This window comes from Paenibacillus montanisoli, from assembly GCF_003268025.1.
In the GTDB taxonomy this organism is placed as follows: domain Bacteria; phylum Bacillota; class Bacilli; order Paenibacillales; family Paenibacillaceae; genus Paenibacillus_Z; species Paenibacillus_Z montanisoli.
Window position 1 is genome coordinate 1,307,167 of the sequence record NZ_QLUW01000001.1, and the last position, 14,614, is coordinate 1,321,780.

Consider the following 14,614-nt stretch of genomic DNA (forward strand, 5'->3'; position numbering starts at 1 on the left):
AGCAAGCATACAAGACCTTCTCCAGACCGGAGAAGGTCTTCTTGCATCTACGGCAAGCGAAGGAACATGGCGAACGTGTGTGCTAGTGTGCTATGATAGGCGGGAAAGGAATGTGGGAGCAATGGACTTATTTACGTATCAGAATGAGGAGCAGATGCCAAGAGCGAAGCTGCTGGCCGACCGCATGCGGCCTCAAACCATTGAAGAATATATCGGGCAGTCCGACATTGTCGGTCCGGGCAAGCTGCTCCGCAGAGCGATCGAAGCGGACCAAATTACGTCGATTTTGCTGTATGGTCCGCCAGGCTGCGGTAAAACAACGCTCGCGCACATCATTTCGAAGCGCACGCAAGGCGATTTCGTCAAGCTGAACGCCGTGGATGCGTCCGTGAAAGACGTTAGAGAAGTAATCGATCAGGCGCGGATGACGAAGAACATGTACGGCCGCAAAACGATCCTGTTTCTCGACGAGGTACACCGCTTCAATTCATCGCGTCAGGATGCGCTGCTGCCTGCGGTTGAGCAAGGCATCATTATTTTCATCGGGGCTACGACGGAAAATCCGTTTCATTACGTAAATGGGGCGCTGCTGTCGCGTTCGACTCTGTTTCAGCTGCATGCCTTGACTCGCGATGACGCTTTAACGGCGATGCGCCGTGCGCTCGGCGACCGTGATCGGGGCCTTGGCTTCATGGACCTGCGCGTGGAAGAGGAGGCGCTGCAGCATATCGCTTCCATGGCCGGCGGCGATATAAGGCGCGCTTTGAACGCGCTTGAGCTTGCTGCGGTAACGACGCCGTCGCAGCCGGACGGTTCTGTTCGAATTACGCTCGCGGTAGCCGAGGAATCGATCCGCAAACCGACCATCCGCGCTGACGAATCGACGCAATACGACGTCCTGTCCGCTTTCCATAAGAGCGTAAGAGGCTCGAGCGACGCCGCGCTGTTCTGGTTTCTTTATGCCGTGGAGAAGCTGGGGATGGATCCGATGACGTTCGTGCGCCGCTTGATCGTCGCGTGCAGCGAGGATATCGGGCTTGCGAATCCGCAAGCGATGGTACAGGCCGTAACGGCGATGGATGCCTATCACAAGATCGGTTGGCCGGAAGCCAAATACAATATTGCGCAAGCGATCCTATTTGCCGTGGAAAGCCCGAAATCCAATGCCGCGGCCATCTCCATCGGCAATGTCATGCAAACGATCGAGCAGATCGGCTCGGCCGAAGTGCCGCATCATTTGCGGGATACGCATTACAGCGGCGCCATGCGGCTTGGCCATGTCGGCTATAAATATCCGCATGACTATCCCGGCCACTATGTGAAACAAGCTTATCTGCCTGAGCGAATCGCCAAAAAAACGTTTTATCATGCCACTAATCAAGGGATGGAGGACAAAATCCGACAAAACCAGGAGCGCCGAAAATGAGTGAAAATACAGCCAAATGCTTCAAAAACGATAGCAGGAGTTAGAAAATAGCGCATAAAGGCCGACCTTCATTGAATAAACATTACTAAAACCGCGAATACGGGCCAGAAGGTGGGATGACGGCATTTGACGTAAAGTTGTTTCATCGACTAAGCTAGTAATATAACGTTTCTTTATAATTTCAAGTCCGAGAAGGAGGTGCACCTGTTCGTCGCAGCATGCGGCTGGCAGGGAATCATTGAGTAGCGACCCGTTACCCATATTTTTAAATCTCATATTAATTGCAGTACTCGTATTTTTAAACGGATTTTTCGTAGCAGCAGAATTCGCGATGGTGAAGGTGAGAAGCAGCCGGATTGATTCTCTTGTGCTAGACGGTAATCGGCAGGCCCGATTTGCCTCCAGACTTACAAGCAATTTGGATGCTTATCTGTCGGCATGTCAACTCGGTATCACGCTTGCATCGCTTGGTCTTGGCTGGGTCGGCGAACCTGCAATCGCATCGATCATCACGCCGGTGTTGGAAAAATTCAATTTTAGTCCCGTTGCGGTTCACACGGTTGCATTTATCATCGCATTCTCGATTATTACGGTCTTGCATATCGTACTCGGGGAGCTCGCTCCCAAAACCATTGCGATCCGGAAATCCGAGCCGGTTACGCTATGGACAGCAATGCCGCTTATCGCTTTTCACAAAATCATGTATCCGTTCATTTTCCTGCTTAATGGCACGGCCAATTGGATGCTGAAGCGTATCGGCATCGAACCGGCGGCAGAGCATGAATCTGCCCATACCGAAGAAGAGATTCGCATTCTTATGAAAGAAAGCCACAAGTCCGGTCTCATAGACAATACGGAGCTCACGCTTGTCGATAATATATTTGATTTTGCCGAAACGCACGCAAGGGAAATTATGATTCCGCGGACCGAGATGACCTGCTTGTATGCAGAGCTTTCGTTTGACGAGAACCAAGCCATTGCGCTGAAAGAAATGCATACCCGCTATCCGGTTTGCGACGGCGACAAGGACAACATTATCGGTTTTGTCCACATTAAGGATTTGCTGAAAGTAACCCATCAAGGTCTAACGGATATTCGCGCCATTACCCGTCCGATGACGACGGTGCCCGATTCGATGCATATCAGCACGCTCCTTAAGCTGATGCAGAAGAAGAAGACGCAGATCGCCATCCTCATCGATGAGTACGGCGGCACCTCCGGCCTCGTTACGCTGGAGGACATCATGGAAGAGATCGTCGGGGAAATTCAGGATGAATTCGATGAAGAGCGTCCCGATATCGAGCCAAGAGATGACGAGTCGCACTCGATCAACGGCATGATGCTGATTGAAGAAGTGAACAGTTATTTCGGCTTGGAAATCGAAAGCGACGACTACGATACGATTGGCGGCTGGATGTACGCTCAGATCGAGAATCCGCCGACCAAGGGCATGCGAGTTACTCATCCGGACGGCTTCGAGTTCATCATTGAAGAGACCGATCATCTGCGCGTATCCAGGATCGTCATCCGCAAGCTAACCAGCGAGGAAGTAGAGCAAGATTTTGAGCTGCAGGCTGAAACAGGCTAACCGCTATCATAAAATAAAGGGCATTCGCATATGCGAATGCCCTTATTATTTTAGCCTTTATGAACGATATCGATCGTACCTCCGCCCAAGCATATATCGCCGTCATAGAAGACGACGGCTTGGCCGGGCGTGATCGCTTTCTGAGGCTTCTCGAAAACGACTTCTCCGGTCGTACCGTCCTCGCCTAGCGTCAAGGTCACGGCTTGATCGGGTTGCCTGTAGCGGAATTTGGCTGTGCACGAAATCGGACCCTGCGGTTTAGTCGGCGAAATCCAATTGATGCCGGTCGCTGTCAGGCTGCCGGAGTACAAGCTCGGATGTTGATCGCCTTGAACGACATAAAGAATATTCTCTTTCAAATCTTTATCGGCCACGAACCAAGGTTCGCCGCTTCCGGAGCCGCCGATACCGAGCCCTTGGCGTTGACCGAGGGTATAATACATCAAGCCGTCGTGACGGCCTTTCGTTTCGCCGGTTACGATATCGACCATCGGGCCAGGCTGTGCCGGCAAATAGCCGCTCAAGAACTCCTTGAAATTGCGTTCCCCGATAAAGCAAACGCCGGTACTGTCTTTCTTCTTGGCTGTATGAAGGCCGAATTCCTCGGCGATTCTGCGCACCTCCGGCTTCGGCAGATGACCGATCGGGAACATCGCCTTGGCAAGCTGGTCTTGACGGAGGGCATGAAGGAAATAGGTTTGATCCTTATTGGAATCAACGCCGCGCAGCAGCTTCGCCTCGCCGTTCACAGTGCGCTCCAGTCGGGCATAATGGCCGGTTGCCAGATAGTCGGCGCCCAGCTCGATCGCCTTCTGCAGGAAGTCGCCGAATTTGATTTCGCGGTTGCACATGACATCGGGATTCGGTGTCCGGCCGCTACGGTATTCATCGAGAAAATAGGCAAATACTTTATCGAAATAGGCTTTCTCGAAATTGACCGTATAATAAGGGATGCCGATCTGGTCGCAGACGCGGCGAACGTCCTCTGCGTCCTCTTCGGCCGTGCAATGGCCGAACTCGTCGGTATCGTCCCAGTTTTTCATGAATATGCCGATGACGTCATATCCCTGCTGCTTGAGCAGCAGCGCTGTCACGGAAGAATCCACGCCGCCGGACATGCCGACAACGACTCGAATGGATGAATTGCTCATTTTAATTTCACCGCCTTGATAGTACAAAGCCGCTAAGGAGGCGCAATAAACCGCCGTTTGCCGCTTCAATTCCTCTATTGTAACATAGTTTGCATAGGATTTTCATGAAAGTGTCATCGATTTCTCAACATATTGTCCTCCAATTATGTTAACATAGATATGATATGGGAATACCATGAATTGTAAACGATGATTGCTCCAGCCTTTAAATAAGATACAGTTTAGCCCGGGAAGAGGTGTCGCAGTTGAAAATTTCAACCAAAGGCCGGTACGGTCTAACCATTATGATGGAGCTTGCAGCAAAGTTTGGAGAAGGTCCTACCTCGCTGAAGAGCATCGCAGAACGGAATCATTTGTCGGAGCATTATTTGGAGCAGCTGATTGCTCCTTTGCGCAATGCAGGTTTGGTCAAGAGCATCCGCGGCGCATACGGCGGCTACATCCTGTCGAAGGAACCGCAGGACATTACGTCAGGTGACGTGATCCGTGTTTTGGAAGGGCCGATTTCACCGGTCGATTTCACCGAAGAGGATGATCCGGCCAAGCGCGATTTATGGCTGAGAATCCGCGACAGCATCGCTGAGGTTCTGGATTCCACGACGCTGGCGGATCTCGTATCGTTCAAGGAAGAGGAGCCTCAGGACTCCTATATGTTCTATATTTAAGGATGATTGCATAATGGATCGAATTTACTATGATCATGCGGCTTCTTCGCCTCTGCATGCCGAGGCGGCTAAAGCGATGCTCGAGGTCATGACCGGCACGTACGGCAACGCTTCGAGCACGCACAGCTTCGGTCGAGCGGCAAGGCAGCTGCTGAACCGCTCGCGCGATGCGATCGCGTCCGGCATCGGCTGCACGGCAGGCGAGCTGGTATTTACTGGCGGGGGAACCGAAAGCGACAATGCGGCGCTTATCGGCGCAGCCAGAGCTGCCCGCAAACAAGGCAAATCCCATATCATAACCTCCGCGACTGAGCATCAGGCCGTGCTCCAAAGCTGTGAAGCGCTTCAGCGCGAAGGCTTCCGCGTTACGATTGTTCCGGTTGACGAACAAGGACTGGTCGATGCGGCGGAAGTTGAGCGAGCCATCGCAGCGGATACGGCGTTAATTAGCCTCATGCATGTCAACAACGAGACCGGCACGATTCAACCGATCGAAGAGATCGGTGAGCTCGCCCGGTCTAATAGCGTTCTGGTTCATGTCGATGGCGTACAGGCGCTCGGAATATTACCGATCGATTTGCGACAGCTTCCTGTTGACTTGATGAGCTTCTCCTCGCACAAAATCAACGGTCCGCAAGGCATTGGCGCTCTGTATATCCGTAAAGGAACGCCATTCGAGCCGGTGCTGTTCGGCGGCTCGCAGGAGCGCAAGCGCCGCGCGGGCACGGAGAACGTTGCCGGCATCGTCGGATTCGCCAAAGCGTTTGAACTTTCTGTGAATTCACTGGCCGAACGGAAACCTTTCATGGAAAGGCTTCGTTATACATGGATAGAGCGCATGCGCGAAATCGCAGGTGCGGAGAACATCGCAGTCAATGGACATGCATCTCTTTATGCACCGCATATTTTGAATTTGAGCTTTATTGGCGTCGGCACCGAGTCCATGCTGATGAATTTGGACTTGGCCGGCATTGCGGCTTCCGGCGGATCTGCATGCACGGCTGGCGCGCTCGAGCCCTCATATGTTCTCAATGCGATGAACGTTTCTCAAGAAAGACAAGCATCTGCTGTTCGGTTTAGCTTCGGGTTGGGAAATACTATGGAGGAACTCGAACGGGCCGCGAAAAAAGTTGCAACCTTTATGGCTCGTGTTCGTACTAATGCCTAGGAGGCTCTGCCCAACTTGTTGCGTTTACAGCATTTGATTGGATTGCCCGTCATTGAGATGAGCGGCGGCAAGCATGTCGGACATGTGAAGGATGCATGGTTCGACGAGCATTGGCAGCTTGGCGGCATCATCTTGGACGCCGGCAGACGGTTTCTGACTGCGATCAAGGCAGTGCTCTGGAACGATGTGATGGTTTGCGGCGAGGATGCCGTCATCATTATGAACGAAGCATCCGTCAGAAAGACGAAGCAAGCCGAAATCATGCGTTCCTTTCATACCGGATCGATCCGGTTGAAGGATTTGCCCGTCATCACGGTGGATGGCGAGCAACTTGGACGTGTATCCGATGTTTATTTTGACGAAATACAGGGTACACAGATAGTAGGATACGAGCTGACAGACGGTTTCATAGCGGATATTTTGGAAGGCCGCAAGTGGCTTCCTGCTCCGCAGCCTGTCGAAGAGGTCATGCTCGGCGAAGATGTCATTATAGTACCGGCCGGCAGTGAGGCGCGTCTGGCGCCGGTCGCAGTTTCTGAGTCGGATATAGGGAGAAATGTACGATGAAATGCCCAAATTGCAGTTCCAAGGATATCGGAAAGATCGGATCTCACCAGTATTATTGCTGGGGCTGCTTCATTGAATTGACGGTGAACGGCGATAAAATGTCGGTGTACCAGGTGGAAGAAGACGGTACGCTGAGCTCGCTGGACGATCTGTTCTTTGAAGACGATATGCCGCAGGTTCACGCGAACTGAACGAATAGCTAGCTTATCAATTAGGCGACCTTGCTGAGGTCGTCTTTTTTGTTTCCGACAGTCGCTCGTACTTGCCGGGATGATTTGTACAAGTAGTACATATACTGACAATAGTATCGGTTGCGTCTGCCCGCAAGGCGAGGCAGACGCCGGAATCAGGGGGTGGAGCCGTGGAACGGTTTACGAACAATCGTCTGTTTGCATGGCTTGTCTATCTCATATTAGGGCTGACCGCCCTTTATTTATTGCTGCTGCTCAAGCCGATTATCATCCAAATCTACGTGTTTCTGCGCGCGGTATTGGCTCCGTTCTTAATAGCGATGATCATTTCATACGTCTTGAATCCGATTGTTAGCTTGCTGAACGAGCGCAAAGTTCCCCGCACGATTGCGGTGCTGCTCATCTATGCCGTATTCTGCGCTTCGCTCGCCGTCGTGCTGATGAACGCTATCCCGATGTTTCTGGAACAGCTGCAAGAGTTGAACCGCCACATGCCGGATTTTACGATTAAAGCCCAGAACTTCGTGAACGACATCAACAACACGTCGTTTCTGCCCGAGAGCATTCGCTCCGGAATCGATAAATCGCTCTATAAGCTGGAGAAGCAAGCATCCGAAGCCATTTTTGCGTTTATCAACAATATCGGGCAAATGATCAACGTCGTCTTTATCGCGTTCATCATCCCATTTCTTGCGTTCTACATCTTGAAGGATTTCGAGGTGTTCGAACGGACGCTGCTGACGTATGTGCCGAAATCTCACCGTAAGCATGCAGTAAGGCTTCTTAAGGATATCGATCATGCGTTGGGAAGTTACATTAGGGGCCAGTTCATTGTCTGCGTCATCGTAGGTACGCTGGCTTACATCGGGTACTTGATCATTGGCATGCCGTATCCAATCCTGCTGGCAAGCGTCGTAGCCATCACGAACATCATTCCTTATCTCGGACCGTTCTTCGGCGCGGCGCCGGCGCTCATCATGGCTTCGACCGTATCCATCAAAATGATGCTGCTCGTCGTGGTCGTCAACACCGCTTGTCAAATCCTCGAAGGGAATATCATTTCGCCGCAGGTGGTCGGACGGACGCTGCATATGCACCCGTTGTCGATCATTTTTGCCTTGCTGGTCGGGGGAGAATTGGCGGGCATTGTGGGGATGATTTTGGCTGTTCCGATCTTTGCGGCATTGAAGGTGATTGTTCAGCACATCTTCGCTTACTACGTTAGGCGGAAGACGATTTGACAACGCATGCCAATCCTCGGTATACTAATGACAATTACGTTTATTATTGGCAAAGCGTTGATGAAACCGTAGTAGGCCATAGACCGCCAAGCAGAGAAAGAATTCCTTCGAGGGCACATGTACCGTGAAGCGCTCCCGTCGGCTGCGAGAATTCTAAGGGCGAAGGATGGCTGAAGGCTTGTTTCGGAGCGTGAACGAACTTCACCGGCTCAGACCCGTTAACATCTGTCTAAGGAGATCGCATGTCCAGCCTCGGCTGTACTTAGGTGCGATAACCAGGGTGGTACCGCGAATGATTCGTCCCTGCATGTTGGGGGCGTTTTTTTGTTTTTATTTTATTATTGGAGGATGAACCGTGATGAAAGCAAGCGAAATCCGTTCGAAGTGGCTCGCATTTTTTGAGAGCAAAGGACACAAAATCGAGCCAAGCGCTTCCTTGGTTCCGCATAACGACCCGTCGCTCTTGTGGATCAACGCAGGGATGGCGCCGCTTAAGCCTTATTTTGACGGCCGTGTCATTCCTGACAATCCGCGCATTACGAACTCGCAGAAATGCATCCGCACCAACGATATCGAGAATGTCGGCAAAACGCGCCGCCACCAAACGATGTTCGAGATGCTCGGCAATTTCTCGATCGGCGATTATTTCAAGGAAGAAGCGATTACTTGGGCATGGGAATTTCTGACCAGCCCGCAGTGGATCGGCTTCGATCCGGAGCGGCTTTCCGTTACGGTATATCCGGAGGATGAAGAAGCATTCCGTTACTGGAATGAAAAAATCGGACTTCCGGAGAAACGGATTTACCGCCTGCAGGACAACTTCTGGGATATCGGCGAAGGCCCGTGCGGACCGTGCACCGAGATTTTCTACGACCGCGGCGAAGCATTCGGCGACCTGAACGATCCGGAATGCTGGCCTGGCGGCGAAAACGAGCGGTTCCTGGAAGTATGGAACCTTGTATTTTCGCAATATAATCATAATAAAGACGGCAGCTACACGCCGCTGCCGAATAAAAACATCGATACGGGCGCAGGCTTGGAGCGTCTGACTTCGATTTTGCAAAACGTCGACTCCAACTTCGACACCGATCTGTTCCGTCCGATTATTGACCGCACCTGTCAAATAGCGAACGTCACCTATCATGCGAATTTGGAAATCGACATCGCGCTGAAAGTAATTGCCGACCATATCCGGACTGTAGCGTTCGCCGTTGGCGACGGCGTCATGCCGTCCAACGAAGGCCGCGGCTATGTCATCCGCCGCCTGCTTCGCCGCGCGGTCCGGTACGGCAAGACGCTCGACGTCGACCGTCCGTTCCTTTTCGAACTCGTAAGCGTCGTCGGCGGCATTATGGGCAGTCACTATCCGGAAGTTGTCGAGAAGCGGGAATTTATCGAGAAGGTGATCCGTACCGAAGAGGAGCGTTTCCACGAAACGCTGTCGGAAGGCTTGGCGCTGCTTGGCGAGCTCGTAAAAACAGCCAAAGCGAGCGGACAAACGCTGATCGGGGGTACGGATGCGTTCAAGCTATACGATACGTACGGCTTCCCGTTCGACCTTACGGAAGATTATGCGGCTGAGCACGGCATGACCGTAGACCGCGAAGGTTTCGACGCTTCGATGGAAGAGCAGCGCACTCGAGCGCGCGCGGCGCGCCAAGATACGGGCGGCATGAACGTGCAGGGCGGACCGCTTGCGGATTTCACGGCCAAATCGGAGTTCGTCGGCTATCAGGATCTGACGCTGCAAGGCGCGAAGGTCATTGCGATCGTGAACGGGGATTCGCTGGTGGAATCGGCTTCCGAAGGCAGCCAAGTGCTTGTCATTCTGGACCGCACGACATTCTATGCGGAGAGCGGCGGTCAAGTGGGAGACAGCGGTACGATCGAAGGCGAGAGCTTTGCATTGACGGTAGAAGACGTGACGAAAGCGCCTCACGGCCAATCGGTGCATCACGCTGTCGTGAATAGCGGCACCGTTTCGGTCGGCGACCAGGTTCAAACTGCCGTATCGGCGCAAACTCGCGAAGATACGATCAAGAACCATACGGCTACGCATCTGCTGCACCGCGCGCTGAAGGACGTGCTCGGCGAGCATGTCAACCAAGCGGGCTCGCTCGTTGATCCTGATCGCCTGCGTTTCGACTTCTCGCACTTCGGCAGCATCAGCGCCGAGGAACTGACTGAAATCGAACGCAGAGTCAACCAGCAAATTTGGCTCGGCACGACCCTCCAGATTGATTACAAATCGCTGACGGAAGCGAAAGAGATGGGAGCAATGGCGCTCTTCGGCGAGAAGTACGGCGATGTCGTGCGCGTCGTGCGCGTCGGCGAATACAGCCTCGAGCTTTGCGGCGGCTGCCACGTGGCAAATACGGCGCAAATCGGCTTGTTCAAGCTCATCAGCGAGAGCGGTATAGGCTCCGGCGTACGCCGGATCGAAGCGGTAACAGGCCGCCATGCGTACTTGTACATGGAAGGCCAGCTGGACCTGCTCAAACAAGCGGCAGCTCTGCTGAAGTCGAACCTAACCGATGTGCCGAAGCGGATCGAGTCGATGCACGCGCAGGTGAAGGAGCTTTCCCGCGATAATGAATCGCTGCAAAGCAAGCTGAGCCGGATAGAAGCGGGCTCCCTGGAGTCGCAAGCGAAGGTTGTCGGCGGAGTGACGGTACTTGCAGCACAAGTCAGCGCGCCATCGATGGATGCGCTGCGCGGTATCGTGGATGAACTCAAGACCAAGCTTAGCAGCGCGGTTATCGTCCTTGGCGCTGTAGCCGAAGACAAAGTAAACCTCGTCGCTGCGGTCTCGCCTGAGCTAGTGAAACAAGGCTTCCATGCCGGCAAAATCATCAAGGAAGCGGCAGCCGCTTGCGGCGGCGGCGGGGGCGGACGTCCTGATATGGCGCAAGCCGGAGGGAAAAATCCGTCTAAATTGGGTGAAGCCCTCCAAATTGCCGAAGAACTGGTTCTCTCACAGACAAATGTGATATGATATGAATATCATTCGGCTGTTAAGCGGCTTGGAAAGTGAGGTGCTGGCGATGAATTCGATGGACAAGACAATGAAATTCGACGTGAAAGCGGAAGGGCTTCAAGCTTCCTCAAGGGAAATTATGTTGTCGGTGTACGATGCGCTTCTCGAAAAGGACTATAATCCGATTAATCAGATCGTAGGTTATCTTTTGTCCGGAGATCCCGCATACATTCCGCGGCATAACAATGCTAGAAGCTTAATTCGCAGGAAAGAACGAGACGAGCTTATTGAAGAATTAGTCCGTTCCTATTTGAGTCAGCACAGCAAATAACCACCTTAAGGAAATGAGGCATCTGGTCGTATGCGTCTTATGGGATTGGATTACGGCGACCGCAGAATCGGCGTCGCCGTCAGTGATGCATTCGGTTGGACCGCTCAAGGGGTAAGCGTCGTTGAGAAGCGCCGTGACAACGGCGAGGACGAAGTCATTGCCAAGCTCGTAAAGGAACACGAAGTATCCGAAATCGTAGTCGGCTTACCGAAAAACATGAATGGCACCATCGGGCCGCGTGGCGAAATTTGCATCGCATTCGCACAACATTTACAGCAGAAGCTAAATGTACCCGTACACCTTTGGGACGAACGGCTGACGACCGTTGCCGCAGAGCGTGCGCTGCTCGAGGCTGACGTCAGCCGTAAGAAGCGAAAGTTAGTGGTGGACAAAATGGCGGCAACGCTAATTTTGCAAAATTATCTCGATTCTAAAACGAAAAGGTGAGGGTAACGATGACAAAGGACAACATGCAGTTTGAAGAGCCGGAAATCATCTACATTCCGGATGAAGACGGCAACGAAGAGGAATTCGAGGTAGTCATGAAGTTTGAGGTAGACGGCTCCGATCAGAAATATATGATGGTCGTTCCGCTCAACGTCGATTCCCAAGACGAACAGGACGAAGATTCCGACGAAGTCTACGCATTCCGCTATGAGGAAGACGGGGACGACTTGAAGCTATACACTATCGAGGACGAAGAAGAGTGGAACATGGTGGAGGAAACCTTCAACACCCTTCTCGCTGAGATTGACGATAACGACTAGAACGTTTAGCGTTCTACAGTCGAAGGGAGCTTAAACGGCGTGTCAGAACTGAAACGGATTTCCGTCCTGAAGGATATTTACGGTACGGAAGTGGATCTGATCGGCGAGGACGGCGGGACGGAACCGTTCCAAATCGTCGCTGAATTCCAATTGGGAGACAACTCCTATGCAGGATTGCAATCGCACGAGATGCGCAAAGAAGACGAAGTAGCATTCTTCCGCATTACGATGAAGGAAGGCGCCGATCCGGAGCTCGAATCCATCGAGAGCGATGAGGAATGGGAAGCCGTCGCGGAAGCATACGATGATTTGCAGTTCGAAGGCGATGAACAGCCTTGACTTGCACCTTTAACGGGGCGGAAATCAGCCCGGTTTTCTTATAGGAGTACGGAAGGGGCGGCGAATACCGCCCTTTTTCCGCGCGGATATGGAAATGGAGGTTAGGTTGCTTGAGCATCGAAGAGCATCAGTTCGCAGAAGACGACAGCGATATGCGTCCCGCCGGACCAAGGCGAGGACGTATTACGTTTTGGGTCATCACAACCATACTCGGCCTCATGATCGTAGCGGCCGGCAGCGTTTATCTTTACATTTGGAACGGCCTTCGTCCAGCGCCTGCAGGGAAAGCCGTCCAAGTCGAATTGAAGAAAGGGACATCGCCGATCCGCTTCTCCGAAGTGCTTGAGGACAATGGCATCATTCGAAACGCATTTATTTTTAAATATTACCTTCGTTATAAGAATGAAGGGCCGCGTTTCCAAGCCGGCGTATACGAGCTGACGCCCGGAATGGATAAGGATGCAATTATCGCCAAGCTTAATGCCGGTGAGACGATGAAGGCGGAAATGATGCGTTTTACAATCCCTGAAGGGTTTACGGTGGAGCAAATCGCGGAAACGATGGAGAAGGCTGGATACTCGGACAAAGCGACCTTCCTTTCCCTTGCGGATAAAGACCGGACGTGGAGCGACACGGACGCAGTGAAGCATATTCCGAAGAATAAGGATCTGCTGCACCGTCTTGAGGGCTATATGTTTCCGGAAACGTACGAGCTGAAGAAAGAAAGCAAACCGGAAGAGATTATCCAAAGACTGCTCCAAGAGCTGGATCGTAAGCTTGACTCGCTGCCCGGCAATTGGGAAGATTCGCTTGCTGCTCACAACGTTGATTTTCATGGGATGATGACGATCGCTTCTCTCGTGGAGCGCGAGGTCGTTGTCGATGAAGAACGCCCGATCGTCGCCGGAATCATCTACAACAGGCTTAAGAAGGGCATGCCGTTGCAAATTGATGCGACGGTTCAATATTTGCTCGACAAACAGAAGGAACGGCTGCTTCTCGACGATCTGAAAGTGGACAGTCCTTACAACACTTATAAAATCAATGGCCTTCCGCCTGGACCGATCGCTTCACCTAGCTTGAAATCGATTGAAGCGGCGCTGTTCCCGAAGGAAACGGATTATTTTTTCTACGTGACCAAGAAAGACGGGAGCCATGAGCATCTATTCGCGGAGACGCTTAAGGAGCACAACCGCAATATCGAGAAAAGCAATCAAACGGCAGGACAATAGGAGGATTTACAATGGCAACAAAACCGGAGCTGCTTATTGACGCGGGTTCGCTTGCCGATATGGAGCGGCTCATCGCCGCAGGTGCGGATGCGTTTCTCATCGGCGAATCGCGCTACGGCATGAGATTGCCGGGCGATTTCGATCTCGCGATGATGGGCGAAGCAGTCAAGCTGGCTCATTCGCATAACGTATCCGTGTACGCGGCTGTCAACAATTTGATGGACAATGACACGGTCGAAACGCTGCCGGCTTACATTCGCGGCTTGGCGGAAGCGGGCGTAGACGCAATCGTCTTCGGCGACCCTGCCGTGCTGATGGCTGCGCGCGCGGAGGCGCCGGGCATGAAACTACACTGGAATGCGGAGATGACATCCACGAATTTCGCGACGGCGAATTATTGGGGGAGGCGCGGAGCGACGCGTTTCGTTCTGGCGCGGGAGCTCAATATGGACCAAGTCATTGACATCAAGAAAAATACGGAGCTTGAAGTTCAGGTTCAGGTACACGGTTTGACCAATATCTATCATTCCAAGCGGCCGCTCGTGCAAAATTATTTTCAACATCAAGCGAAAAACGGCGAGACCGTCTCGGTTCCCGTTTACGGCAGACGTGAAGACGGCTTGTATTTAGTGGAAGCCGAACGCCCTGGCGAGCGGTTCCCTATCTACGAAGACGCAGGCGGCACGCATATTATGAGCTCGGATGACCTCTGCATGATCGAAAATTTGCATGAGCTGATGGAAGTTAATATCGATAGCTTTCGGATCGAAGGGCTGTTAAAATCAATTGAGTACAATGAAACCGTCGTTCGGGCATACCGCGCCGCTATCGATGCTTATTGCGCCGATCCGGAAGGATATGCTTTCAACGAAGAGTGGCTCGAAGAGATTGTGAAGGTTCAAGATCCGTCCCGGGAGCTTTCGTACGGATTTTTCTATAAAGAACAAGTTTATTGAGATGTCACCCATGGA

At 52.4% G+C, this 14,614-nt stretch carries 15 protein-coding genes; 14 read left to right on the forward strand and 1 reads right to left on the reverse strand.

Annotated features, from left to right (window positions below; all coding sequences use genetic code 11):
• Positions 1–121 precede the first annotated feature (121 nt).
• Together DL346_RS05725 and DL346_RS05730 are read left to right on the forward strand one after the other, a co-directional pair.
• Entirely contained in the window at positions 122–1,426 is a 1,305-nt protein-coding gene (locus DL346_RS05725; protein WP_112881079.1) for a replication-associated recombination protein A, read from the forward strand.
• Positions 1,427–1,664: 238 nt separating this feature from the next.
• Positions 1,665–3,014: a hemolysin family protein gene (locus DL346_RS05730; protein ID WP_112881080.1), complete on the forward strand. Its 1,350-nt coding sequence runs from the start codon at positions 1,665–1,667 to the stop codon at positions 3,012–3,014.
• Positions 3,015–3,064: 50 nt separating this feature from the next.
• Here DL346_RS05730 and mnmA read toward each other — a convergent pair whose 3' ends face one another.
• Positions 3,065–4,165: a tRNA 2-thiouridine(34) synthase MnmA gene (gene mnmA / locus DL346_RS05735; protein WP_112881799.1), complete on the reverse strand. Its 1,101-nt coding sequence runs from the start codon at positions 4,163–4,165 to the stop codon at positions 3,065–3,067.
• A 245-nt stretch (positions 4,166–4,410) separates the two neighbouring features.
• On the opposite strand from mnmA, the gene cymR reads away from it, so the two are divergent.
• The 12 genes from cymR (at position 4,411) to DL346_RS05795 (ending at position 14,599) form a co-directional block, all read left to right on the forward strand.
• The gene (gene cymR / locus DL346_RS05740) at positions 4,411–4,830 is read left to right on the forward strand and encodes a cysteine metabolism transcriptional regulator CymR (RefSeq protein WP_112881081.1); all 420 of its coding nucleotides are present in this window, start codon (positions 4,411–4,413) and stop codon (positions 4,828–4,830) included.
• A gap of 13 nt (positions 4,831–4,843) precedes the next feature.
• Positions 4,844–5,998 carry a cysteine desulfurase family protein gene (locus DL346_RS05745; RefSeq protein ID WP_112881082.1) on the forward strand — a complete coding sequence of 385 codons (1,155 nt, stop codon included), beginning with the start codon at positions 4,844–4,846 and terminating at the stop codon, positions 5,996–5,998.
• Between the two features lie 15 nt (positions 5,999–6,013).
• On the forward strand, positions 6,014–6,565 hold the full coding sequence (locus DL346_RS05750; protein WP_112881083.1) for a PRC-barrel domain-containing protein: 552 nt from the start codon (positions 6,014–6,016) through the stop codon (positions 6,563–6,565).
• The gene (locus DL346_RS05755; RefSeq protein WP_112881084.1) at positions 6,562–6,756 is read left to right on the forward strand and encodes a hypothetical protein; all 195 of its coding nucleotides are present in this window, start codon (positions 6,562–6,564) and stop codon (positions 6,754–6,756) included. Before DL346_RS05750 ends, DL346_RS05755 begins: the two co-directional genes overlap by 4 nt.
• Before the next feature lie 170 nt (positions 6,757–6,926).
• A complete protein-coding gene (locus DL346_RS05760) occupies positions 6,927–7,997 on the forward strand; it encodes an AI-2E family transporter (protein ID WP_112881085.1) in 1,071 nt (356 codons plus the stop codon).
• A 358-nt stretch (positions 7,998–8,355) separates the two neighbouring features.
• Positions 8,356–10,992 (forward strand): alanine--tRNA ligase, encoded by a 2,637-nt coding sequence (alaS, locus tag DL346_RS05765; protein WP_112881086.1) that lies wholly within the window; start codon positions 8,356–8,358, stop codon positions 10,990–10,992.
• 49 nt (positions 10,993–11,041) lie between these two features.
• Entirely contained in the window at positions 11,042–11,305 is a 264-nt protein-coding gene (locus tag DL346_RS05770; RefSeq protein WP_090983162.1) for an IreB family regulatory phosphoprotein, read from the forward strand.
• 30 nt (positions 11,306–11,335) lie between these two features.
• Positions 11,336–11,752: a Holliday junction resolvase RuvX gene (ruvX, locus tag DL346_RS05775; protein ID WP_112881087.1), complete on the forward strand. Its 417-nt coding sequence runs from the start codon at positions 11,336–11,338 to the stop codon at positions 11,750–11,752.
• Between the two features lie 8 nt (positions 11,753–11,760).
• Positions 11,761–12,072 carry a DUF1292 domain-containing protein gene (locus DL346_RS05780; protein WP_112881088.1) on the forward strand — a complete coding sequence of 104 codons (312 nt, stop codon included), beginning with the start codon at positions 11,761–11,763 and terminating at the stop codon, positions 12,070–12,072.
• Positions 12,073–12,111: 39 nt separating this feature from the next.
• Positions 12,112–12,411, forward strand: coding sequence for a DUF1292 domain-containing protein (locus DL346_RS05785; RefSeq protein WP_240633037.1), 300 nt, complete (start codon positions 12,112–12,114; stop codon positions 12,409–12,411).
• 110 nt (positions 12,412–12,521) lie between these two features.
• Positions 12,522–13,643, forward strand: coding sequence for an endolytic transglycosylase MltG (gene mltG, locus DL346_RS05790; protein WP_240633038.1), 1,122 nt, complete (start codon positions 12,522–12,524; stop codon positions 13,641–13,643).
• Between the two features lie 11 nt (positions 13,644–13,654).
• On the forward strand, positions 13,655–14,599 hold the full coding sequence (locus tag DL346_RS05795) for a peptidase U32 family protein (RefSeq protein WP_112881089.1): 945 nt from the start codon (positions 13,655–13,657) through the stop codon (positions 14,597–14,599).
• Positions 14,600–14,614 lie beyond the last annotated feature (15 nt).

Coding starts and splice junctions, on each gene's coding strand:
- DL346_RS05725 (WP_112881079.1), top strand. CDS start 122: ATGGACTTATTTACGTATCAGAATGAGGAGCAGATGCCAAGAGCGAAG.
- mnmA (WP_112881799.1), bottom strand. CDS start 4,165: ATGAGCAATTCATCCATTCGAGTCGTTGTCGGCATGTCCGGCGGCGTG.
- DL346_RS05745 (WP_112881082.1), top strand. CDS start 4,844: ATGGATCGAATTTACTATGATCATGCGGCTTCTTCGCCTCTGCATGCC.
- DL346_RS05755 (WP_112881084.1), top strand. CDS start 6,562: ATGAAATGCCCAAATTGCAGTTCCAAGGATATCGGAAAGATCGGATCT.
- alaS (WP_112881086.1), top strand. CDS start 8,356: ATGAAAGCAAGCGAAATCCGTTCGAAGTGGCTCGCATTTTTTGAGAGC.
- DL346_RS05770 (WP_090983162.1), top strand. CDS start 11,042: ATGAATTCGATGGACAAGACAATGAAATTCGACGTGAAAGCGGAAGGG.
- ruvX (WP_112881087.1), top strand. CDS start 11,336: ATGCGTCTTATGGGATTGGATTACGGCGACCGCAGAATCGGCGTCGCC.
- DL346_RS05780 (WP_112881088.1), top strand. CDS start 11,761: ATGACAAAGGACAACATGCAGTTTGAAGAGCCGGAAATCATCTACATT.
- DL346_RS05795 (WP_112881089.1), top strand. CDS start 13,655: ATGGCAACAAAACCGGAGCTGCTTATTGACGCGGGTTCGCTTGCCGAT.